Origin of the sequence: Pontibaca salina (genome assembly GCF_016307205.1) — a bacterium.
Taxonomy (GTDB): Bacteria; Pseudomonadota; Alphaproteobacteria; order Rhodobacterales; family Rhodobacteraceae; genus Pontibaca; species Pontibaca salina.
In genome coordinates, this window is the sequence record NZ_JAEIJD010000006.1 from 83,953 (window position 1) to 106,983 (window position 23,031).

Here is a 23,031-nt window from a genome sequence, read left to right on the forward strand (position 1 = left end):
GGTACCAAATCTAGGAAAAAACGATGAAATTTCTCGATCTCGCAAAGGTCCACATCCGCTCGGGGAGCGGGGGCAGCGGCGCTGTCAGCTTCAGGCGCGAGAAGTATATCGAGTTCGGTGGCCCTGACGGCGGGGATGGCGGCACCGGCGGCGCTGTCTGGGCCGAGACGGTCGAAGGGTTGAACACGCTGATCGATTTTCGCTATCAGCAGCATTTCTTTGCCAAGAATGGCCAGCCCGGCATGGGCCGCCAGCGCACCGGTAGAGATGGCGATGACATCGTGCTGCGCGTGCCGGTGGGCACCGAGATATTGGACGAAGACGAAGAAACCGTTATCGCAGACATGACCGAGGTGGGCCAACGGGTGATGTTGGCCAGAGGCGGCAATGGCGGCTTCGGGAACCTGCACTTCAAATCCTCGACCAACCAGGCGCCGCGGCGCGCCAATCCGGGGCAGGACGGGGTCGAGCGGACGCTTTGGTTGCGTCTGAAACTGATCGCGGATGTCGGGCTGCTGGGTCTTCCCAATGCGGGCAAATCAACCTTTCTGGCGGCCACGTCCAATGCCCGCCCTAAGATTGCTGATTACCCGTTTACCACGCTGCACCCCAATCTGGGCGTGGTCGGCGTGGATAACGCTGAATTCGTCGTCGCCGATATACCCGGCCTGATCGAGGGTGCCCATGAGGGGCGCGGCATTGGCGTGCGCTTCTTGGGCCATGTGGAGCGCTGTGCGGTGTTGCTGCATCTGGTTGATGGAACTTCGGAAACCATAGCTGATGATTACCGCACCATCATCAACGAGCTGACCGCCTATGGCGGCGCGTTGGCCGACAAACCGCGCATCACCGTGCTCAACAAGATCGACGCGCTGGATGAGGACGAACATGAAGCCGCGCGGGCAGAACTGGAACAGGCCAGCAATGGCCCCGTGTTGTCCATGTCTGGCGTCAGCCGCAATGGTGTAACCGACGTGTTGCGCAGTTTGCGTGGGCACATTGAAGAGGAGCGCTTGCGCCATGCACCTGTTCAGGAGACAGATCCGTGGCGGCCCTGACCGATGCACGCCGCGTGGTCGTCAAGATCGGCTCAGCCCTGCTGGTGGACCGTGACACCGGCGAGTTGCGCGTGCGCTGGCTGCATTCCCTCGCCCAAGACGTCGCCTGGTTGAAGTCTCAGGGCAAGGATGTGGTCCTGGTGTCTTCGGGGTCGATCGCGCTGGGAAGGCGGGTGCTGGACCTGATGGGGAGCGACTTGCCGTTGGAACAATCTCAGGCGGCGGCTGCGGTGGGCCAGATCCGCCTTGCGCGCGCCTATGAGGAGGTGCTGGCCCCCCACGGTATCACCACCGCACAGATCCTCGTCACACTTGAAGACAGCAGTAACCGGCGGCGCTATCTCAATAGCCGTGCCACGATGGAGACACTTCTGTCACTGGGCGCTGTGCCTATCGTGAATGAAAACGACACCGTTGCCACCGATGAAATCCGCTATGGTGACAATGACCGTTTAGCCGCGCAGGTGGCGGTAACTGTCGGGGCCGATCAATTGATTTTGCTGTCGGATGTCGATGGCTTATATTCCGCCAATCCGCATCGCGACGCCGATGCCCAGCATTTTGACGTGATCAGCGAAATCACCCCCGAGATCGAGGCCATGGCCGGGGATGCCGGCTCGGGCCTGTCAAAGGGCGGAATGAAGACCAAGCTGATGGCCGCGCGCATGGCGATCGCGGCGGGCTGCGCCATGGCGATCACCGAAGGGTCACCCGACAACCCATTGCGAAGGCTGGCAGAAAATGCACGGGCAACATGGTTCCTTGCGCAGGTAGACCCGCAAACCGCCCGCAAACGCTGGATCTCTGCGATGAAAACGCGCGGGGAAATTACCATCGATTCCGGTGCGGGGGTGGCGCTTGCCAATGGCAAGAGCCTGCTGCCTGCAGGTATCACCGCGGTGCAGGGCCGGTTCGGGCGTGGCGATCCGGTTGCGATTCTCGATTTCGCGGGCCACAAGCTGGGGCAGGGGCTGGCACGCTATACCGCTGCCGAGGCGGAAACGATCAAAGGGTGCAAAAGCGATGAAATCGAATCCATCTTGGGCTATCCTGGCCGGGCGGTGTTGATCCATCGCGATGACATGGCGCTGTGAGCCCATGTTTCTTCTTGCCGAAAATATCCTCGCCGGAGGCGTGAAAATCTCTGCCGCAACTGTAACAAGGGGCGAAAGCACATGAAAGATACCGACAACATTCCCGCCCTCATGGCCGACATTGGAGCGCGCGCGCGCGATGCGTCCCGGACGCTTGCCTTTGCCAGCGCCGAGTCCAAGCAAATTGCGCTGACCGCTGCCGCCGATGCGGTATGGGACAGCCGTGCCGATATCATCGCGGCCAATGCGCTCGACTTGGAATATGCGCACGACAAGGGTCTGAGCGGGGCAATGATCGACCGGCTGATGCTGGACGAAGACCGCCTGCAAGGGGTCGTGGACAGTCTGCGCAGCGTGGCCGCCCAGCCTGATCTGGTGGGTGCGGTGATCGCCGAATGGGATATGCCCTCGGGTCTGAACATCCAGCGGGTCCGCACGCCTCTTGGGGTCATCGGCGTGATCTATGAAAGCCGTCCCAATGTAACGGCTGATGCCGGGGCGCTGTGCCTGAAAGCCGGCAATGCTGTGATCTTGCGCGGCGGGTCCGAGAGCCTGCATTCGGCCCGCGCGATCCATGCCTGCCTGCTGCAAGGTTTGCGTGCGGCCGATCTGCCCGAAGATGCGATTCAACTGGTGCCGACGCGCGACCGTGCCGCCGTGTCCGAAATGCTGGGCATGACTGAACATATCGATGTGATCGTGCCGCGCGGTGGCAAAGGGTTGGTCGGTCTGGTGCAACGCGAGGCGCGAGTACCGGTCTTTGCCCATCTCGAAGGCATCGTGCATATATATCTGGATAAGTCTGCCGATCCCGTTAAGGCGTTGGATGTGGTGATGAACGCGAAGACCCGGCGCACCGGCATTTGCGGTGCGGCCGAGTGTTTGCTAGTGCACCGCGATATTGCCGCAAGCATTGGGGCCGATGTGATTTCCGCGCTGATTGCAGCCGGGGTTGAACTGCGTGTGACGCCGCCACTTGATGCGATTGCCGGAACGGTCGCTGCGGGTGATGACGATTGGGGGCGCGAGTATCTTGACAGTATTCTTGCGGCACGCCCTGTCGACGATATTGACGAGGCTATCGCCCATATCCGGCGCTATGGCTCAGGGCACACCGATTGTATCGTGACCGAAGACGCCAGTGCAGCCGCGCATTTCTTTGAACGGCTCGACAGCGCAATTCTGATGCATAACGCTTCGACCCAGTTTGCCGATGGCGGCGAATTCGGGATGGGGGCCGAGATCGGGATCGCCACCGGAAAACTACATGCGCGCGGTCCGGTTGGCACCGAGCAACTGACCAGTTTTAAATATCTGGTGCGGGGCAATGGGAGTGTGCGGGGGTGATACCTTCGCTTAGAAGTGCAGCGAAACCCCGTTCTCCCGCGTTTCCACGCTGAGGGCGCGGTTCATGTCGGTGGCATGCAGCGGCAAAAGGGCGAATTGCACCTGCGCCGCTGTCACCGCGGCCTGACCGCCCTTCAGATGGCCCCAAAGGGTGGGGTCAAGATTCATTTTCTCTGCCGTACCGCTGATGCTCCAGTGGCCGTTCTCCGCCTCGATACGCACCGACCCGCCCAAAGGCATGGCAGTTTCGCAACATTGCATGGCCAGAAACGCCAGCCGCACGAAAGATCGCGGTTGGGGTTCAATCGGGACATAGTGCACCGCAAGCCGGGTGCCTTTCGTGATGTCGTCCAGCACTGAAACAATTTCATTGCGTCCGATTTTTTGATGATCTGCTGGGCCAAACGCAATGCGAAAAAACCGCAGGCGTGCGCTGGCATTGGAAGTACTATCGGCAATCAAGTCCATTTCGGGACCGTTCGAAGCGCCTGTCAATTCCAGCAATTCCAGCCCGTTGCTGATCGCCCCGATCGGGCTGATCAGATCGTGACAGATACGCGAGCCGATCAATTCAGCAAGTTTGCCGGGGGCGTCAAACATGTCATGTCTCCGGTTGGATCCGCGCGATGGGCGCCGTCAACGCATTCTTTCACCCAGAATCCCGATCTGCCAGTCCGGAATTCCCAAACCGGTAGGCGTCATGGCTCCAAACAGGACTGTTCCAGATCACATACGGTCATTGCTGGGCATCTCGGCCTTGGCCCCAGATCTTGATCTGAAACAGGTTGATGAAGGGTTAATAGGGCAGGACTCCGTTGCCTCGGCTTGATGCTTTGCGGTATCAGCCGCAAAACACGGAGATTTCGATGTCTCGACACGCCATCACTGATGCACGTCCCGCCTTTAGCACCAAGTTTGCCGAAACCGAGGCAGATCTGCGCGCCGCACAGGCATTGCGCTATGACGTTTTCGTGCGCGAACTTGGCGGGGGGGGCGCGTTGGTGGATCACGAAGCCGGGCTGGAACGGGACCGGTTCGATCCGTTTTTCGAGCATCTTTTGCTCAGCGATACCGACACCGGACAGGTGGTTGGGGTTTATCGATTGATGCGCGAGGATCAGGCGCGTGCGGCGGGTCAATTTTATTCTGAGGATGAATATGATCTCAGCATGTTGAAAGCCAGCGGGCGGCGCATGCTTGAATTGGGCCGATCGTGCCTGCATCGTGATTACCGGGGTGGCGCGGCGATGTATCATCTCTGGGCTGCCTTGGCCGAATATATCGCTCAGCACCGTATTGAAATTCTATTCGGTGTCGCCAGCTTTCATGGCACCGATGTCGACAAATTGGCACAGCCCCTGTCGGCTTTGCATCACAATCATCTGGCACCGCCGGATCTGCGCGTGCGGGCCCGCGCGGATCACTTTGCCGCAATGGACCGCCTGCCAGTCGAAGCGCTGGACCGGCGCGCGGCGATGCTGGCGATGCCCGCCTTGATCAAAGCCTATCTCCGCCTGGGTGGGGTCGTCGGGCAGGGGGCCTGGATCGATCGGGCGTTTAATACGACCGACATCTGTCTGATTCTGGACACCACCCGGCTCAACCCGCGCCGGTCGCGGATTTATTCGGACGCGAAAAGCCGGTGAGCAATGCTTGGAATGAACATGCGCCCGATCAGGTTCGGATCGCGGCAGGAGGCTGGCTGCTGATCGCATTGCGCGGCGCCCTTCTGGCGGCGCTCGTCTTTGGCGGGTTGGTGGCATTGCTGCTGCTGCGGCTGCTCGAACGGCCTCTATTTGGGCTGTACCGTCCGATAACACCGTTCATCACGCAGGCCGTCTGCCGCAACGCGTTTCGAATTCTCGGTATAAGGTTCGCGACGCAAGGAAAGTTGATGAACCACCACGGGGCGGTGGTTGCCAATCACTCGTCATGGCTGGATATCTTTGCGCTGAACGCAACCGGGCGCATTTACTTTGTTTCAAAATCCGAGGTGGCGCGCTGGCCGCTGATCGGCTGGCTTGCCCGCGCCACCGGCACGGTTTTTATCGACCGCAATCCGCGACAGGCGCGCCAACAAACCGCCTTGTTCGAGGCACGCCTTGCCGCCGGGCATAAGCTGCTGTTTTTTCCCGAGGGGACGTCAACTGACGGGTTACAGGTTTTACCATTTAAAACAACGCTTTTTCAGGCGTTTTTCGCCCAACCCAGCGACGCGAAAATTCATATCCAGCCGGTTAGCGTAATCTACCATTCCCCACAGGGAGAAACGTCCCGGTTCTACGGGTGGTGGGGCGATATGGGGTTCGCACCGCATTTGCTGAAAATCATGGCTACGGGGCGACAGGGGCGGGTTGAGGTGATTTATCACCCCGCCTTGGCCGTTGCGGATTTTTCGGGTCGCAAGGCGCTTGCCGCTCGCGCCGAGACTGTTGTGCGAGCGGGGCACCGCGCCGCATTAGAGGCGCAGTAAATCGGGCGCTGCCCCTTGCGTCTGTTACTGTCGTGGCATATGTGCGCGGGAGTAAACCCGCAGGTGGGGTTGGGCCAATGGGACAGACATCCCCAAAGGTCCGCCGGTTGGCGCATCCGCGTCGAGACCCCCGCCGAGGATAAAACCGGAAAGGATAAAACACCCATGGCTCTTCCCGAGTTCACCATGCGTCAGCTGCTTGAGGCCGGCGTTCACTTTGGCCACCAGACCCAGCGCTGGAACCCACGTATGGCACCATATATCTATGGTGCGCGCAATGGCATCCACATCATGGATCTGACGCAGACCGTTCCAATGCTGGATCAGGCGCTGCAGGTCATTCGCGATACAGTTGCCAAGAACGGACGCATCCTGTTTGTCGGCACCAAGCGCCAAGCCAGCCAGCCGATTGCTGACGCCGCCGAGCGATCTGCGCAGTACTATATGAACCACCGCTGGTTGGGCGGAACGCTGACCAACTGGCAGACCGTGTCGCGGTCGATCCAGCGTCTCAAGCAAATCGATGAGCAGGCAGAACAGGGCTTCGAGGGGCTGACCAAGAAAGAGAGCCTTGGCATGGAGCGCGACCAGAGCAAGCTTGAAGCTAGCTTGGGCGGTATCCGTGATATGGGTGGCATTCCCGATCTTCTGTTCGTGATTGACGTTCGCAAAGAGGCGCTGGCAATCTCCGAGGCCAACAAGCTGGGTATTCCGGTTGTGGCTATTGTCGACACCAACTGTTCGCCCGACGGCATTGATTACATCATCCCCGGCAACGACGATGCGGCACGTGCGATCGCGCTTTACTGTGACCTGGTGTCGCGCGCGGCTCTCGCCGGAATGAGCGCCCAACTGGGTGCCGCCGGCGTCGATATCGGGGCCATGGAAGAGGCGCCGGTGGAAGAGGAGCTGGAGACACCGGAAAGCACAGGTGTCGAAGTCGGCGCTGCCTCGGATGAGACAGTGAGCGATGACGCTGTGGCGAAAGACGCGCCACTGGATATCGAGTCCACCGCCAAGACGCTCGAGCGCGCTGCCAAAAGCTGACGGTTGCCGCGTCTTTCGTTGGATAGAGAGGGGCAGGTACCGCCTGTCCCGTTTATTTTCTGTTAGGAGAACCAAGAGATGGCAATCACTGCATCCATGGTGAAAGAGCTACGCAACACCACCGGCGCCGGCATGATGGACGCCAAAAAGGCGCTGACGGAATCTGATGGCGACATGCAGGCTGCTGTAGATTGGCTGCGCACCAAGGGTCTGGCCACCGCGGCCAAGAAATCCGGTCGCACCGCTGCCGAGGGGCTGGTCGCTGTTGTCGTCGACGGCGGCAAGGGCGTCGTGGTCGAGGTTAATGCAGAGACCGATTTCGTCGGCAAAAACGCCGAGTTTCAGAAGATGGTTGGCGATATCGCTCAGGCGGCACTTGGGGTTTCGGATATCGATGCGCTCAAAGCGGCCGATCTGGGCGGCAAGTCGGTTGAGGATACCGTGACTGCAAGTATCGCGACCATTGGCGAGAACATGGCGCTGCGCCGTATGGCTTCGATTGAAGGCGAAACCGTGATTTCCTATGTTCACAATGCAGTTGTGCCTAACATGGGGAAAATCGGCGTTCTGGTTGCCGTCAGTGGCGCAGACGAGGCCTTCGCTCGGCAGGTGGCGATGCATGTCGCCGCAGTGAATCCCGCCGCGCTGAGCGAAGCGGACATGGATCAGTCGGTGATCGAAAAAGAAAAGCAGGTCCAGTTGGAGATTGCCCGCGAAAGCGGCAAGCCCGAGGCGGTGGTGGAAAAGATGATTCAGGGCCGGATGAAGAAATTCGTTTCGGAAGCCACCTTGCTGAACCAGCAATTCGTTATCAACCCGGATCTGACCGTGGGCGCGGCTGCAAAAGAGGCGGGCGCCACCATTACAGGCTTTGTCCGGATGGAAGTCGGCGAAGGTATCGAAAAAGAGGAAGAGGATTTCGCTGCTGAAGTGGCCAAGGCCGCACAGGGCTGAACCGCTCTCGATTTATGCGAAAGGGGGCGCGGGCTGCAGGTCTGCGCCCCCTTTTTCATGACGAAACCGATAATCCGAACGAATGCGGGACCGCTCGGATCTGGCACAGTTCCCTAAAGTACGAGAGCTCCGTTGAATTAGGGGCGGGTGGGGTGCGCCAAAACCTCCGGCACGAACGCAGATGAATAAGCGTCCGGGCCGGACGGATCAGAGAGCCTTGAAATCGCAAGGGTCCTTTTCCGGAGTTCCATGGCCAAGCCACGTTTATGGAACAATTCAACTATGCGCGATTAAAAGTTATAGAAACAGTCTTGTATTCATTGCCAGAGGGAAGCAACCGGAGCGCCGAATCGGATTGGCGAACGCTTCGGAAACTGCGGGATTGGTTCAGCTTGGATGCTTGGCTGCCTGACTGCCGCGTTCGCGATAGGGGGTGGTATCATATTGTGCACGGTAGCATTTCGAGAAGTGGCTGGGCGAGGAAAAACCACAGGCCAAGGCCACGTTGATAACGCTCATGTCGGTCTGCATCAACAGATTGCGCGACCGCGCGAGCCGCAAATCCATATAATAGCGTTTTGGCGAGCGGTTCAGATAGCGGCGGAACAGCCGCTCCAACTGACGGGTGGACATGCCCACCTTCTGCGCCAGGACCGAGGGGCTGATTGGCTCTTCGATGTTGGCTTCCATCATATGGATGACTTGGTTCAGCTTGGGGTGGCGCACGCCGATGCGGGTCGGCACCGACAGGCGCTGGGTATCCTGATCGGTCCGGATGCTCGAGTAGATCATTTGGTCCGCAACCGCATTGGCCAGATCAGCGCCGTGATCATCCGCAATCAACTTTAGCATCAAATCTAGTGAGCTGGTACCACCCGCAGTGGTCATGCGATTGCCATCAATCACGAAGATAGACTTGGTCAGGGAGACATTATGGAACTCCTCGGCGAAGCTATCGGCGTTTTCCCAGTGGATCGTGGCGCGCCTTCCATCCAGCAACCCCGCTTCGGCCAATAAGTACGCAGCCGTGCACAGCCCGCCGATTATCGGCCCCTTGCGGGCCTCGCGGCGAACCCATGACAACAGGCGTTTCGTGGTCGCCGCCTGTATATTGATGCCGCCACACAGCAGGATCGTATCATCATGGCCGAACTCGCCAAGATCGTCGTCCAGTCTGAACTGTGTGCCGGCCGAGCAAGTCACCGCATCACCGCCCTCGCCAATGATCCGCCACTTGTAAAGTTGCTGGCCCGACATACGGTTCGCGATGCGCAGACTTTCCAGGGCCGAGGCAAACGAAAGCAGCGTGAATCGGTCCAGAAGAACAAAGATAAAACGGCGTGATTTCGTGACCACCGCTTCCTTCTGGACAACCAGGTCTTCCTGATGCATGTACGATCCTTCCCCTTAGACGCCGACCGCTTTCCTCCTTGCGCTTCCAGCAAGTCCTTATTGTTACAATGACCAGCAAAGAAACGACGTCAAGGGTCGCAAATCGTATATGGTAAGGTGGGCGCGGGTTTTGTATAACTACGCTCTGACGCCTTCAGCGGAGGACGAGATCAATGAGTGAATGGCAAAAAACCAACTGGCGCACCAAACCACGGGTGCAGATGCCGGATTATACTGACGCCGCTGCATTGCAGGCGGTCGAGGCGCAACTATCGAAATATCCCCCGTTGGTTTTTGCTGGTGAAGCCCGCCGTCTGCAACAGCATCTGGGTGCGGCAAGCCGTGGCGAGGCGTTTGTGCTTCAGGGTGGCGACTGCGCCGAGAGTTTCGAGCAGTTCAGCGCCGATGGTATCCGCGACACATTCAAGGTGATGTTGCAGATGGCGATGGTGCTGACCTATGGGGCCAAAGTACCGGTGATTAAGGTTGGGCGCATGGCCGGCCAGTTTGCCAAACCGCGCAGCGCCCCGACCGAGGTGGTGGACGGTGTCGAACTGCCCAGCTATCGCGGCGATATTATCAACGAATTGGCGTTTACCGAAGCAGCGCGCATCCCCGATCCGCGCAAGATGTTGCAGGCCTATACGCAGGCCGCGGCGACGCTGAACCTTATCCGCGCGTTTTCGACGGGCGGCTATGCCGATGTGCATCAGGTTCACGCGTGGACGCTGGGCTTTACCGAGAGCAAGAAGGCCGAGAAATATCGCGAGCTGGCGAACCGGATCACCGACACACTGGATTTCATGTCCGCCGCCGGGGTCACCTTGGACGCCGCGCACACGTTGCAAACGGTCGAATTCTATACCAGCCATGAAAGCCTTCTTCTGGAATACGAAGAAGCGTTGACGCGGCTGGATTCTACATCCGGCAAATGGCTGGCCGGCTCCGGGCATATGATCTGGATCGGGGACCGCACCCGTCAGCCCGACGGGGCACATGTGGAATATGCCCGCGGCGTCCTGAACCCGATCGGGTTGAAATGTGGCCCCACGATGACCGAAGAAGATCTCAAGATCCTGTTGGCGCGTCTGAACCCCGAGAACGAGGCCGGTCGTCTGACGCTGATCGCGCGCTTCGGGGCGGGCAAGGTGGGCGAACATTTGCCGCGCTTGATCCGCACCGTGCAGAAAGAGGGCGCGAATGTTGTGTGGGTCTGTGATCCGATGCACGGCAACACGGTCAAATCCTCGACCGGCTATAAGACGCGACCATTTGATGCGGTCCTGCGCGAGGTGCGCGAGTTCTTTGCTGTTCACGGGACCGAGGGTACGGTGCCCGGAGGTGTGCATTTCGAGATGACCGGACAGGACGTCACCGAATGCACCGGCGGCGTGCATGCGGTCAGCGATCACGACCTGTCGCATCGCTATCATACCGCCTGTGATCCGCGCCTGAACGCAAGCCAATCGCTGGAACTGGCCTTTCTGGTGGCCGAAGAGCTGAGCAAGCTGCGTCAACACCGCGAAAATCGCGCGGCGGTCTGACTGGCTTTAGTCCCGGCGGCGGCCGTTCTTGGCCATCGCCTGGCGCTACGAGCCGAAAATCTCGCGTCTAGGCACCCGCGTGCCCTCGGTAAAGTTTCCACTGCGGAGCCGAAACTTGCCCCTTGGTGCCCAGGTGCTTTAGGTGCTTGGCAAAGAGAAACGATCGACTGCAAAGGGCGATGATGACACCAATCAGATCAATGACGGGTTTCGCGTCGGGCCGGGGTGAGCAAGCCCATTGGTTCTGGAGCTGGGAACTGCGGAGCGTCAATGCGCGCGGACTGGACTTGCGCCTGCGTGTACCCGACTGGCTCGAGGGCCTGGAGCAAGCGTTGCGCGGCGATCTGGGGCAGGTGGTAACGCGTGGCAATGTCAGCCTGACGCTGCGGGTCACCCGCAATGATACTGCCGGAACGCTCAGCCTTGACCGGGCGGCGCTGGGGGGCGCGCTTGACGCGCTTGCAACTGTCGAAGCCGAAGCGATGGACCGGGGTATCACACTCGGGCCATCTCGGGCGGTTGATCTGCTGGCTTTGCCGGGCGTGCTGAATGCCAGCGCGCTGCAAGACGATACCGCGCCTCTTGTTGCCGCATTGCGCAAACAGTTCGCGCCGCTTGTGGCAGATTTTGTGCAGATGCGCGAAAGCGAAGGCACCGCCTTGGCCGTCGTCATGCACGAGCAATTGAATGAAATCGGCGAATTGACCGACCGCGCCGCGAAACTGTCCGAGGCCCGCAAGGACGCGATGGCCGAAGCCCTGCGCAGCAATCTGGCTCGCGTTCTGAACAATTCCGACGGTGCCGATCCGGATCGGGTGGCACAGGAACTGGCGATGTTAGCCGTGAAATCCGATGTCACCGAAGAAATCGACCGGCTACACACTCATGTTGCAGCTACGCGCGATTTGCTGACAACCGGCGGTGCGATCGGGCGCAAGCTGGATTTTCTGATGCAGGAGTTCAACCGCGAGGCAAATACACTTTGCTCCAAGGCCCAGTCTGGCGATCTGACGGCAGTGGGACTTGAGCTCAAGGCGGTAATCGACCGGATGCGCGAACAAGTGCAAAATATCGAATAAAGGGGTTCGACCATGGCGCAACGGCGCGGCCTTTTGATTATCTTGTCTTCGCCCTCGGGTGCGGGGAAATCCACGTTGGCGCGGCGCTTGCGCGACTGGGATTCTTGTATCCTGTTTTCAGTCAGCGCCACGACGCGCCCGCCACGCCCCGGTGAGCAGGATGGCGTGGACTATGCCTTTACCGACGAACAGGCGTTCAAGGGACAGGTTGCAGATGGCGAAATGCTGGAACATGCGCATGTGTTCGGCAACTGGTATGGGTCGCCCCGAGCTCCGGTACAGGCGGCCATCGAGGAGGGGCAGGATGTGCTGTTCGACATCGATTGGCAGGGCGCGCAGCAGATCCGCAATTCGGCCTTGGGGCAGCACACGCTGTCGATCTTCCTTCTGCCGCCCTCGATATCCGAATTGCGCCGCCGTCTGGAAAGCCGTGGACAGGATACGAGCAAAACCATTGCCCGGCGGATGCAGAAAAGCTGGGACGAGATCAGCCATTGGGATGGTTATGATTTCGTTCTGGTAAACGACGATCTGGATCATACTGAGGAACGCCTAAAAACCATCATCACCGCGACCCGCCTGCGGCGCAGCCAGCAACCGGACCTGATCGGCCATGTGCGCCGGCTCCAGGCCGAATTCGAGGAGCAACAGTCATGACCATCTATGCCCTTGGCACCCGTAAACCGCAGATCCACCCAGATACTTGGATCGCGCCGGATGCCAATGTGGTCGGGGGCGTGATAATCGAGGAAGCCAGCAGCATCTGGTTCGGCTGCACCTTGCGCGGCGATAATGAAGATATCCGCATCGGTGCGGGCAGCAACGTACAGGAAAACTGCGTGCTACATACCGACATGGGCTTTCCACTAGTGATCGGGGCCGGCTGCACCATCGGGCACAAGGTTATACTGCATGGCTGCACCATCGGCGAGAACAGCCTGATCGGCATGGGGGCCACGATCCTGAACGGCGCGCGCATCGGGCGCAACTGCCTGATCGGGGCCGGGGCGCTGATCACTGAGAACAAGGAGATCCCCGACGGATCGCTGGTCATGGGCGCGCCGGGCAAGGTGGTGCGCGAAATCGACGACAAGATGATTGACCGGCTGCGCTGGACGGCGACACATTATCAAGAAAGAATGCGGTTGTTCCGCGATCAGCTGAAAGCGATCCGCTGATATCCTGAGCCCCGAACAGGAGGCATGCCATGACAAACCAGAGCCGAGCACCGCAGCTGTCTGCCCGTAATAAGCCGGATCTGGGGCAGTTTCACTGGGACGATCCGTTACTTCTGGATGATCAGCTGACCGAAGCCGAGCGGATGATTCGCGACAGCGCCCGTGCTTACGCGCAGGAAAAGTTGCATAGCCGCGTGACAGCTGCATTCGCGAATGAGGAAACCGATCCGGCGATCTTTCGCGAGATGGGCGAGATGGGGCTGCTGGGCATGACCATTCCCGAAGAATATGGTGGCCTTGGGGCGGGCTATGTCAGCTATGGACTTGTCGCGCGCGAGGTTGAGCGGGTGGACAGCGGCTATCGTTCGATGATGTCGGTGCAAAGTTCGCTGGTGATGTATCCGATCCATGCCTATGGCACCGATGAGCAGCGCCGGAAATACTTACCCAAACTGGCCAGCGGCGAATGGATCGGTTGTTTCGGGCTGACCGAAGCTGATGCCGGTAGCGACCCGGCGGGGATGAAGACCCGTGCCGAGAAAATCGACGGCGGCTATCGGTTGACCGGCTCAAAAATGTGGATCACCAACAGCCCAATCGCCGACGTGTTCGTCGTCTGGGCCAAATCCGATGCACATGACGGCAAGATCCGCGGCTTTGTACTGGACAAGGGGCTGAAGGGACTGAGCGCACCGAAGATCGCGAACAAGCTGTCTCTGCGCGCCAGCGTCACCGGCGAGATCGTTATGCATGGTGTCGAGATCGGTGACGATGCGCTTTTGCCGGGTACCGAGGGGCTGAAAGGGCCGTTCGGATGTCTGAACCGGGCGCGTTATGGCATCGGCTGGGGCGTTTTGGGCGCGGCTGAGTTTTGCTGGCACGCGGCGCGGCAATATGGGCTGGACCGGCACCAATTCAACCGACCGTTGGCACAAACCCAGTTGTTCCAGAAAAAGCTGGCCGACATGCAGACCGAAATCGTGCTGGGGCAGCAGGCGGCGCTGCGGGTCGGCCGCCTGATGGACGAGGCCCGCGCCGCGCCCGAGATGATCAGCCTGATCAAGCGTAACAATTGCGGTAAGGCGCTCGATATCGCGCGTTTGGCGCGGGACATGCATGGCGGCAATGGTATCAGTCTGGAATTTCATGTGGTCCGCCACCTGATCAATCTGGAAACCGTGAATACCTATGAAGGCACCCATGACGTCCATGCGCTGATCTTGGGCCGCGCCCAGACTGGTTTGCAGGCGTTCTTCTGAGTACCTGCTTGCCGTCGCGACAGCGTGCCATCGCTAACGCAGCCTCTTTCCACAGGCGCATTTCGGTGGCAGGGTATCTATACGGCTGCGCGTGTGTGGAGCACCGTGCGGCAATCCATGTGCCTGCGGGTGCTTAACACACAAGAAACCGGGAGAAACGCATGAAACTCAGATCGTATCTTGCAACAGCGGCGATGCTCGCGCTTGGGGCGGGGGCGGCTTCGGCGCAATCGCTGGTCTATTGCTCGGAAGGGTCTCCCGAAGGGTTCGACCCGGCACTTTATACCTCCGGGACCACCTTTGACGCTTCCAGCCAGCCGATCTTCAATCGTCTGGCGCAGTTCATTCCCGGTACCACCGAGGTTGAGCCGGGCTTGGCGGAAAGCTGGGAGATTTCCGAAGACGGCAAGACGATCACCTTCAAGCTGCGCGAGGGGGTGAAGTTTCACAGCAACGACCAATTCACCCCGACCCGCGACTTCAACGCCGATGATGTGATCTTTACTTTCGACCGGCAGGGCAACCCGGAGAATCCGTATAACAAGGTGTCTGGTGGCTCGTGGGAATACTACGCCGGCATGTCGATGCCTGAACTTTTGGAAAGCATCGAAAAGGTCGATGATTATACGGTCAAGTTCCACCTGACCCGACCTGACGCGCCTTTTATCGCCAACATGGCGATGGATTTCGCATCGATCCACTCCAAGGAATACGCTGATGCGATGATGGAGGCTGGCACTCCGGAAGCGCTGAATCAGAAGCCAATCGGTACCGGACCGTTCGTGTTTCAGGCCTATCAGAAGGATGCGATCATCCGCTATGTGCGCAACCCAGATTATTGGGGGCCGCCAGCGCGGGTCGAGGCACTGATCTTCGCAATCACGCCCGATGCCTCGGTGCGCTATCAGAAGGTCAAGGCGGGCGAATGTCATGTGATGGCCTATCCCAACCCTGCGGATGTGCAGGAAATGAAGGATAACCAGGACATCGTGGTGATGGAGCAGGAGGGTCTCAACGTGGGCTACATGGCCTACAACACGCAGGTTCCGCCCTTTGATAACCCCAAGGTGCGCAAGGCGCTGAACATGGCGATCGACAAGCAGGCGATCATCGATGTGGTGTTTCAAGGCTCGGGTCAGATTGCCAAGAACCCGATACCGCCAACCATGTGGAGCTATCAAGATACGGTCGAGGATGACCCCTATGATCCCGACGCCGCCAAGGCCATGCTGGCCGAAGAGGGCGTATCCGACCTCTCCATGAAGATCTGGGCGATGCCGGTCCAGCGGCCCTATAACCCAAATGCGCGGCGCATGGCCGAACTGATGCAAGAAGATTTCTCCCAGATCGGCGTTAATGTGGAAATCGTCTCATACGAATGGGGCGAATATCTGGAACGGTCCTCGGATGTGGATCGCGACGGCGCGGTGTTGCTGGGCTGGACTGGGGATAACGGCGATCCGGACAACTTCCTTGCGGTGCTGCTCGGCTGCGATGGCGTCGGCGCGTCGAACCGTGCGCAATGGTGCCATGAACCATTCGATGAGTTGATCAACAAGGCCAAGGTGCTAACTGATCAGGACGAGCGCACCAAACTCTATGAGGAGGCACAGATCGTCTTCAAGGAGCAAGCCCCTTGGGCTACAATCGCACATTCGGTGGTCTACATGCCGATGCGACCCGAGGTCGATAATTATGTGGTCCACCCCTTGGGCACCCACATCTTCAACGAAGTCGGCTTCTCTGATTGACCAATGCGGGGCGGTGAATTATGCGCCGCCCCGATCACCTGCATAAAGACCGGAGCGTTCATATCTCCCTATCCCGACCCCTTGCAGACCGTCTGAGCGAATACGCTGCCGTTGCTGCCGATCTGGGAGTTGACGCGGTGGCGCTGGTGCCGGGGCCGAATTTCACCCGTGCAATTGGGCAGTCTTTCATGAGCCATGAACGCCCGTTTCTGGTGGTAATTCCGTCACAGGGACAACCCGCCGCGTTGGTGCCCAATCTGGAACTGGGCAGTTGGGCGCAGGTCGGATTTGACGGCGCGGTGTTCGACTGGCGCGATCAGGATGGGTACGATACGGCCTTTGCCGCGCTGCTGGCGCATCTGAATATCACTTCGCTGGCAGCCGAGGGGCAGGTGATGCGGGTTTTCGTGCATCATGCCTTGAAACGCGCCCAGCCAGACCTGCGTATCACCGACGGTGAAGCGGCGATTTCCGGGCTGCGCATGATCAAGACGCCTGAGGATATTGCGGCGCTTCAGGCCGCGATCGACATTTCCGAACGCGCGCTGGCTCGCACACTGGATAGCGTGCGGCTGGGTCAAAGTGAAAAGGACGTGGAGCAGGCGCTGATTCAGGCGCTGTTCGCCGAGGGTGCGGATGATCTGGCGTTTCCGCCGATCGTCGCCGCCGCAGACAATGCCGCGCGTCCGCACGCGCATGCCCGCGCCGATTACGGGCTGAAAGCGGGGGATGCACTACTGATCGATTTTGGTGCCCGCAAACACGGTTTTGCCGCCGACATCACCCGTACCGTTTTTCTGGATCACGCCAGCGATGAGGCGCAGGCGATCTATGACACGGTGCTGCGTGCCAATCTGCGCGGCCATGAAATCGCCCGCGCGGGCGTTACGGCGCACGCGATCGACGATGCAGTAACCGCCGTGCTTGAGGAGTCGCCCTTTTCCGAATTCATCCGCACTAAGACCGGTCACGGACTGGGCCGCGAAGTGCATGAGGTGCCTTATATCATGCGCGGCAACCATCAGGAGCTGCCCGCCGGCACCGTGTTCACCAATGAGCCGGGGCTGTATATCTCGGGCCAGCTCGGCGTCAGGATCGAAGACGATATCCTGATCACCGATGCGGGATGCACTTCGCTTACTCGCTTTGCCAAGGAACTGACGGTGTTGAAATGCTGAAATATCTCGCCGCGCGGCTGCTGACCTTTGTCCCCACCTTCATTGGTGTCACGCTGATTTCCTTTGCTTTCATCCGCCTGTTGCCGGGTGATCCCATCATCGTCATGGCGGGCGAGCGCGGCATGACCGAGGAGCGCTATGCCGAATTGTCCGCGCAGCTTGGGTTCGATCGGCCCATATATGTGCAGTTCTGGGAATACCTGACCGGGGTGTTGCAGGGCGATCTGGGGCAGTCCTTTGTCACCCGACGCCCGGTCTGGGACGAGTTCTTTTCGCTGTTTCCCGCGACGCTCGAACTGTCAATCTTCGCGATGATCTTTGCGCTGGCACTGGGCCTGCCGGCGGGGGTGATCGCCGCCGTCAACCGGGGCAAGTTCTTCGACCGCGCCCTGATGTCGACGGCGCTGGTGGGCTATTCCATGCCGATCTTCTGGTGGGCGCTGCTGCTGATCATTATCTTCTCTGGGCAATTGGGCTGGACCCCGGTCTCGGGACGGATCGACCTGATTTATTACTTCTCGAACCCGACCGGCTTCATGGTGATTGATGCGATCAAGTCGGGGCAGGAGGGCGCACTGGCCTCGGCGTTGCGCCATCTTGTGTTGCCCGCCATCGTGCTGGGCACCATTCCATTGGCGGTAATCGCGCGGCAGACCCGCAGTGCCATGCTGGAAGTTTTGGGCGAAGATTATATTCGCACCGCGCGCGCCAAAGGGCTGCCACCGCTACGGATCAACGGCATCCACGCGCTGCGCAACGCGCTCATTCCGGTGATCACGGTTATCGGCCTCTCCGTCGGCACATTGCTGGCGGGGGCGATCCTGACCGAGACGATTTTCAGCTGGCCCGGCATCGGCAAATGGATGGTCGATTCGATCTTTCGGCGCGACTATCCGGTGGTGCAGGGCGGTTTGCTCCTGATCGCGGTGATGGTCATGCTGGTGAACCTGACGGTCGATCTGCTTTACGGCGTTATCAACCCCAAGATCAGAAAGCGCTGAGATGTCTGATACTTTGTCTGCCGAAGTAAAAATGATCCAAAACCGTCCCGGTCGCCTGCGTGAGTTCTGGTTCTATTTCCGCGAAAATCGCGGCGCGGTCTTCGGGTTGTGGATCTTTGTCGGTTTCGTGCTCCTGGCGGCATTTGCCCCGTTGATTGCGCCGCATGACCCCTCGGCACAGTTTCGTGCTTTCGCTCTGCGCCCGCCGGTCTGGCAGGATGGCGGCACCTGGCGCTTTCCGCTGGGCACCGACCCGCTGGGGCGGGACATGCTGTCGCGGCTGATCGTTGGCGCGCGCTATTCGTTCTTTGTCGGCATTGTCGTGGTGGCCGTGGCCGCCTCGGGCGGGATCATCATCGGGTTGGTCGCGGGGTTCGCGCCGCGTTGGCTGGATGCGATCATCATGCGGATCATGGATATCATCCTGGCTTTTCCCTCGTTGCTGCTGGCGCTGGTGCTGGTGGCGGTGCTGGGCCCCTCGCTGACCAATGCGATGATCGCCATCGCCATCGTGTTGCAACCCCATTACGTGCGCCTGACGCGCGCCAGCGTGTTGAGCGAAAAGCAGAAAGATTACGTGACATCGGCCCGCGTCGCCGGCTCAGGTCTGATCCGGCTGATGTTTGTCACCGTGCTGCCGAATTGTCTTGCACCGATCATCGTGCAGGGGGCGCTGTCGTTTTCGACTGCAATCCTGGATGCGGCGGCACTTGGGTTTCTCGGCATGGGGGCACAGCCGCCGACCCCGGAATGGGGCACCATGCTGGCCGAGGCGCGGGAATTCATCTTGCGCGCTTGGTGGGTGGTAACTTTTCCGGGCGTGGCGATTCTGGTCACGGTGCTGGCAATCAATCTGATGGGTGATGGGCTGCGCGATGCGCTTGACCCCAAACTGAAGCGGAGCTGACATGAGCCTTTTGAGCGTCCGCAACCTCAGCGTCTCCTTCGCCACTTCGGCGGGTGTCTTCAAGGCAGTGGATTCGGTCGATATCAAAGTCGATAAGGGCGAAATCCTGTCGATTGTTGGCGAAAGCGGCTCGGGCAAGTCGGTTTCGATGCTGGCGGTGATGGGTCTGCTGCCCTGGACTGCCACGGTCACCGCAGATGAGATGATCTTCGATGGCCACGATCTGTCAATGCTGAGCGCGCGCCAGCGCCGGCACATCGTCGGCAAGGATCTGGCGATGATCTTTCAGGAGCCGATGTCTTCGCTCAATCCCTGCTTTACTGTGGGCTGGCAAATCAAGGAAGCGCTGCGCTTGCACCTAGGGCTGGATCGTCGGGCCCGACACGCCCGCGCCGTCGAACTTTTTGAACTGGTCGGTATCCCGGCCCCGGAAAAACGTCTGTCGGCGTTCCCGCACCAGTTGTCAGGGGGCATGAACCAGCGGGTGATGATCGCCATGGCGATTTCCTGCAACCCCAAGCTGCTGATCGCAGATGAGCCGACCACGGCGCTGGATGTGACCATTCAAGCGCAAATTCTCGACCTGCTAACCGGATTGCGCGAGGAAACCGGCATGGGTCTGGTCCTGATCACCCATGACATGGGCGTGGTTGCGGAAACTGCCGAGCGGGTCAGCGTGCAATATGCTGGCCAAAAGATTGAAGAACAGCCGGTGGCGTCGCTGTTTCGTGCGCCACATCATCCCTATACTGCGGCGCTGCTCGATGCGTTGCCCGAACGCGCTACGGACAAGCGCCTGCCGACGATTCCGGGGGTCGTTCCGGGCCAGTTCGACCGCCCGGCGGGCTGCCTGTTCTCGCCACGCTGCAAATATGCCGACGACAAGTGCCGCGCCAAGCCGCCGCCGCCGCTGGGGGGCGATCTGGGCTATGCCCGCTGTTTCTATCCGTTGAATACTGATGAAAGGGCTGCCTCATGACCGCGCCCGTAATGACCGCGACCGCGCTTGCCCGCCATTACGAGGTGGGCGGGGGCATGTTTGCCAAGCCGCAAACCCTGCGCGCGGTGGCGCGGGTCGATTTCGATCTTTACGCTGGCAAGACTTTGGCCGTGGTCGGGGAATCCGGCTGTGGCAAGTCCACCTTGGCGCGCATGATCACGATGATCGAAGAGCCGACCGCAGGGTCGCTGACGCTGGATGGCCAGCCGGTTGTGCGCGCGCGCTGGCCCAAATTGCGCCAAGACGTGCAGATCGTCTTTCAGGATCCTTATGGTTCGCTCAATCCTCGCCAACGCGTCGGCACGATCTTGATGGAGCCGCTGGCGATCAACCGTCGCGACATGAAGAAAGCCGCGCGCGAGGAAAAGGCGCGCGAGATGCTGGGGCTGGTTGGGCTGCGCCCCGAACATTTCGACCGCTATCCGCATATGTTTTCCGGTGGCCAGCGGCAGCGCATCGCCATCGCGCGAGCACTGATGCTGGACCCAAAGGTACTGGTACTGGACGAACCGGTTTCGGCGCTTGACGTGTCGATCCAAAGCGCAATTCTGAACCTGCTGGTTGATCTGCAGGAACGTATGGGGTTGGCCTATCTGTTCATCAGCCATGATCTGAGCGTGGTGCGCCACGTCGCCGACGAGATCATCGTGATGTATCTGGGCAAGGCGGTGGAGCGCGGCCCCAAAGCGGACGTGTTCGCCGCGCCGCGCCATCCCTATACCAAGGCACTGTTATCCGCGACGCCGCAAGCTGACCCAGCAGCCCGCAAGGAACGGATCAAGCTGGTGGGCGAACTTCCCTCGCCGCTGGACGTGCCGCCGGGCTGCCCATTCGCGCCGCGCTGCTGGAAGGTGCAGGATATCTGCCGCGAGACGCGCCCGGAACTGGACCTGCCTGCCCATGCGGCGGCCTGCTTTTTTCCGCTGAAACCCGGCGAAAACGCCACCGATGCGGTCTTGTCGGAAGAGGACTTCAACACCGAGTCCTTGCCGCAGACCGATTGAACTGCCTGCGGCTACGAAATGCAGGTCATCCCGACGGTGTCGTCATGTAGTAATGCCTTTCAGTCGGGCATTCAGAGCTTGCAGCGCCAGAATATAGCCATAGGCGCCAAAGCCGCAAATCTGGCCCAGTGCGACCGGGGCGATATGGGACACCTGCCGGAACGTTTCACGGGCATGTATATTGGAAAGATGGACCTCGACCAGCGGCAGCTCGACCGAGGCAATGGCATCGCGCAGCGCGACTGACGTATGCGTATAGGCACCAGCGTTCAAAACGATACCGTCTTTTTGGTCGCGCGCATCATGAATTGCGTCAATCAGAGCGCCTTCATGGTTGGACTGCAAACAGGTGACCTTGAACCCGAGTTCGTTAGCGGTGCGCCGGCAGCTTTCCTCGATCATGGCAAGGGTGGTCGTGCCATAGACTTCGGGTTGTCGCGTGCCCAACAGGTTCAGATTGGGACCGTTCAGGATCAGAATGGATGTCATTGAAATCTTACCTTTGGTTACCTGTTGATACGCCCGACACTCCGGCACTGTCCAGTTTTTCGGGCGCTGCCGTGAACTCGGGCGTCGGGGCAGATTAGCGTAGTTGTCAATTGGATATGCAGATGTAATTCTCGTGCACAAGGGCTAATGGGGGTGCAATACAGGGCACGAGCCCTCGGCATTCAAGCACAGGTAAGGAGAGCGCAATGCGCGACGTTTCTCATCTGCCGCCTGCGCTGCGTGGGTTGCGCCTGCCGCTGCTGGGGGCGCCGATGTTCATTGTTTCGGGGCCAGAGCTGGTTATCGCCCAATGCAAGGCAGGTATTGTCGGCTCGTTTCCGGCGCTGAACGCGCGCGAGGGCAAGGGCGAACCGGCGCAATTGGACAAATGGCTGACCCGCATTACCGAAGAACTGGACCGCCACAATCAAGCCAACCCCGACCATCCGGCAGCGCCTTTCGCGGTGAATCAAATCGTCCATCGTTCGAACGGACGACTGGAACGTGATCTGGAAATTTGCGCGCGACACAAGGTGCCGATCTGGATCACCAGTCTGGGCGCACGGGCCGAAGTGAACGAGGCGGCCCATGGCTGTGGCGGGATCGTGTTGCATGACGTTATCAACAACACCTTCGCCCGCAAAGCCATCGAGAAGGGGGCCGATGGGCTGATCGCCGTTGCTGCTGGCGCTGGGGGACATGCGGGGAAGCAATCACCCTTTGCGCTGGTTGAGGAAATTCGCGACTGGTTTGACGGGCCTTTAATCTTGTCCGGGGCGATCGCGACGGGCCGTGCATTGTTGGCCGCACGGGTGGCCGGGGCCGATCTGGGTTATACGGGGTCGCCCTTCATCGCCACAGATGAGGCCAATGCACCGGCGCGCTACAAAGAGATGATCGTAACCGGCAGCGCCGAAGATATCGTCACCTCCTCCCTGTTCACGGGCGTTTCGGGAAATTATCTGAGGGAGTCGATCAAGGCTGCCGGACTGGATCCAGACAACTTGTCGACTGGGCAGGCCGCGACGATGAATTTCGGGTCAGGGTCGTCAAAGGCCTGGACAGATATTTGGGGCGCGGGTCAGGGTATCGGGGTTGTGAAAGCAATCAGCAGAGCCGCAGATCTGATCGCGCGGATCGAAGAAGAATACCGGGCTGCCGCGAGGAAAATCGCCTCTGAATTCATAAGGTGATCTAAGGTGAGAGATGAGTGTTGCACTGTAAGGTTTTGATATAACATGCTATAGTCGGATATCATGGGTGGGGCGGCATGGCT

Annotated in this window: 22 protein-coding genes; 19 read left to right on the forward strand and 3 right to left on the reverse strand. The window is 59.7% G+C overall.

Features of this window, described 5'->3' with window-relative positions:
• Positions 1 to 23: 23 nt before the first annotated feature.
• The 3 genes from obgE to JAO82_RS09015 all read left to right on the forward strand — a co-directional run bounded on the left by obgE (position 24) and on the right by JAO82_RS09015 (position 3,499).
• The gene (gene obgE / locus JAO82_RS09005; protein ID WP_198686050.1) at positions 24 to 1,058 is read left to right on the forward strand and encodes a GTPase ObgE; all 1,035 of its coding nucleotides are present in this window, start codon (positions 24 to 26) and stop codon (positions 1,056 to 1,058) included.
• Complete coding sequence (gene proB, locus JAO82_RS09010; RefSeq protein ID WP_198686051.1) at positions 1,046 to 2,152, forward strand: glutamate 5-kinase; 1,107 nt, start codon at positions 1,046 to 1,048, stop codon at positions 2,150 to 2,152. Before obgE ends, proB begins: the two co-directional genes overlap by 13 nt.
• Before the next feature lie 81 nt (positions 2,153 to 2,233).
• Entirely contained in the window at positions 2,234 to 3,499 is a 1,266-nt protein-coding gene (locus JAO82_RS09015; protein WP_198686052.1) for a glutamate-5-semialdehyde dehydrogenase, read from the forward strand.
• A 9-nt stretch (positions 3,500 to 3,508) separates the two neighbouring features.
• On the opposite strand, the gene JAO82_RS09020 is transcribed toward JAO82_RS09015, so the two are convergent.
• A complete protein-coding gene (locus JAO82_RS09020) occupies positions 3,509 to 4,099 on the reverse strand; it encodes a histidine phosphotransferase family protein (RefSeq protein ID WP_198686053.1) in 591 nt (196 codons plus the stop codon).
• A gap of 281 nt (positions 4,100 to 4,380) precedes the next feature.
• On the opposite strand from JAO82_RS09020, the gene JAO82_RS09025 reads away from it, so the two are divergent.
• From JAO82_RS09025 to tsf, 4 genes are all read left to right on the forward strand, one after another.
• Positions 4,381 to 5,145 carry a GNAT family N-acetyltransferase gene (locus JAO82_RS09025; RefSeq protein ID WP_408635526.1) on the forward strand — a complete coding sequence of 255 codons (765 nt, stop codon included), beginning with the start codon at positions 4,381 to 4,383 and terminating at the stop codon, positions 5,143 to 5,145.
• On the forward strand, positions 5,142 to 5,972 hold the full coding sequence (locus tag JAO82_RS09030) for a lysophospholipid acyltransferase family protein (RefSeq protein ID WP_198686055.1): 831 nt from the start codon (positions 5,142 to 5,144) through the stop codon (positions 5,970 to 5,972). The genes JAO82_RS09025 and JAO82_RS09030 overlap by 4 nt, the downstream gene beginning before the upstream one ends.
• Positions 5,973 to 6,137: 165 nt before the next feature.
• Complete coding sequence (gene rpsB, locus JAO82_RS09035) at positions 6,138 to 7,019, forward strand: 30S ribosomal protein S2 (RefSeq protein WP_198686056.1); 882 nt, start codon at positions 6,138 to 6,140, stop codon at positions 7,017 to 7,019.
• 78 nt (positions 7,020 to 7,097) lie between these two features.
• Entirely contained in the window at positions 7,098 to 7,973 is an 876-nt protein-coding gene (tsf, locus tag JAO82_RS09040; protein WP_198686057.1) for a translation elongation factor Ts, read from the forward strand.
• 387 nt (positions 7,974 to 8,360) lie between these two features.
• Here the strand turns inward: tsf and JAO82_RS09045 are convergent, their stop codons facing one another.
• Complete coding sequence (locus tag JAO82_RS09045) at positions 8,361 to 9,365, reverse strand: GlxA family transcriptional regulator (protein WP_198686058.1); 1,005 nt, start codon at positions 9,363 to 9,365, stop codon at positions 8,361 to 8,363.
• Between the two features lie 173 nt (positions 9,366 to 9,538).
• On the opposite strand from JAO82_RS09045, the gene JAO82_RS09050 reads away from it, so the two are divergent.
• The 11 genes from JAO82_RS09050 (at position 9,539) to JAO82_RS09100 (ending at position 21,266) form a co-directional block, all read left to right on the forward strand.
• Positions 9,539 to 10,909, forward strand: a complete 1,371-nt coding sequence (locus JAO82_RS09050) for a class II 3-deoxy-7-phosphoheptulonate synthase (protein ID WP_198686059.1) — start codon at positions 9,539 to 9,541, stop codon at positions 10,907 to 10,909.
• A gap of 182 nt (positions 10,910 to 11,091) precedes the next feature.
• A complete protein-coding gene (locus JAO82_RS09055; RefSeq protein WP_198686060.1) occupies positions 11,092 to 11,988 on the forward strand; it encodes a YicC/YloC family endoribonuclease in 897 nt (298 codons plus the stop codon).
• Between the two features lie 12 nt (positions 11,989 to 12,000).
• Positions 12,001 to 12,645, forward strand: a complete 645-nt coding sequence (gmk, locus tag JAO82_RS09060; protein ID WP_198686061.1) for a guanylate kinase — start codon at positions 12,001 to 12,003, stop codon at positions 12,643 to 12,645.
• Entirely contained in the window at positions 12,642 to 13,166 is a 525-nt protein-coding gene (locus JAO82_RS09065; protein ID WP_198686062.1) for a gamma carbonic anhydrase family protein, read from the forward strand. Before gmk ends, JAO82_RS09065 begins: the two co-directional genes overlap by 4 nt.
• A 29-nt stretch (positions 13,167 to 13,195) precedes the next feature.
• Entirely contained in the window at positions 13,196 to 14,425 is a 1,230-nt protein-coding gene (locus tag JAO82_RS09070; protein WP_198686063.1) for an acyl-CoA dehydrogenase, read from the forward strand.
• Between the two features lie 161 nt (positions 14,426 to 14,586).
• Complete coding sequence (locus JAO82_RS09075) at positions 14,587 to 16,176, forward strand: ABC transporter substrate-binding protein (protein WP_198686064.1); 1,590 nt, start codon at positions 14,587 to 14,589, stop codon at positions 16,174 to 16,176.
• Positions 16,177 to 16,196: 20 nt separating this feature from the next.
• The gene (locus tag JAO82_RS09080; protein ID WP_198686065.1) at positions 16,197 to 17,354 is read left to right on the forward strand and encodes a M24 family metallopeptidase; all 1,158 of its coding nucleotides are present in this window, start codon (positions 16,197 to 16,199) and stop codon (positions 17,352 to 17,354) included.
• Positions 17,348 to 18,355: an ABC transporter permease subunit gene (locus JAO82_RS09085; RefSeq protein WP_198686066.1), complete on the forward strand. Its 1,008-nt coding sequence runs from the start codon at positions 17,348 to 17,350 to the stop codon at positions 18,353 to 18,355. The genes JAO82_RS09080 and JAO82_RS09085 overlap by 7 nt, the downstream gene beginning before the upstream one ends.
• Position 18,356: 1 nt before the next feature.
• Positions 18,357 to 19,262: an ABC transporter permease subunit gene (locus JAO82_RS09090; RefSeq protein ID WP_198686067.1), complete on the forward strand. Its 906-nt coding sequence runs from the start codon at positions 18,357 to 18,359 to the stop codon at positions 19,260 to 19,262.
• A 1-nt stretch (position 19,263) separates the two neighbouring features.
• Positions 19,264 to 20,241, forward strand: a complete 978-nt coding sequence (locus JAO82_RS09095) for an ABC transporter ATP-binding protein (protein ID WP_198686068.1) — start codon at positions 19,264 to 19,266, stop codon at positions 20,239 to 20,241.
• Complete coding sequence (locus JAO82_RS09100; protein ID WP_198686069.1) at positions 20,238 to 21,266, forward strand: ABC transporter ATP-binding protein; 1,029 nt, start codon at positions 20,238 to 20,240, stop codon at positions 21,264 to 21,266. Before JAO82_RS09095 ends, JAO82_RS09100 begins: the two co-directional genes overlap by 4 nt.
• Positions 21,267 to 21,308: 42 nt before the next feature.
• Here JAO82_RS09100 and aroQ read toward each other — a convergent pair whose 3' ends face one another.
• Complete coding sequence (gene aroQ / locus JAO82_RS09105; protein WP_198686070.1) at positions 21,309 to 21,755, reverse strand: type II 3-dehydroquinate dehydratase; 447 nt, start codon at positions 21,753 to 21,755, stop codon at positions 21,309 to 21,311.
• A 206-nt stretch (positions 21,756 to 21,961) separates the two neighbouring features.
• Here aroQ and JAO82_RS09110 point away from each other — a divergent pair, with 206 nt between their 5' ends.
• The gene (locus JAO82_RS09110; RefSeq protein ID WP_198686071.1) at positions 21,962 to 22,948 is read left to right on the forward strand and encodes an NAD(P)H-dependent flavin oxidoreductase; all 987 of its coding nucleotides are present in this window, start codon (positions 21,962 to 21,964) and stop codon (positions 22,946 to 22,948) included.
• The last annotated feature ends 83 nt before the right edge of the window (positions 22,949 to 23,031 follow it).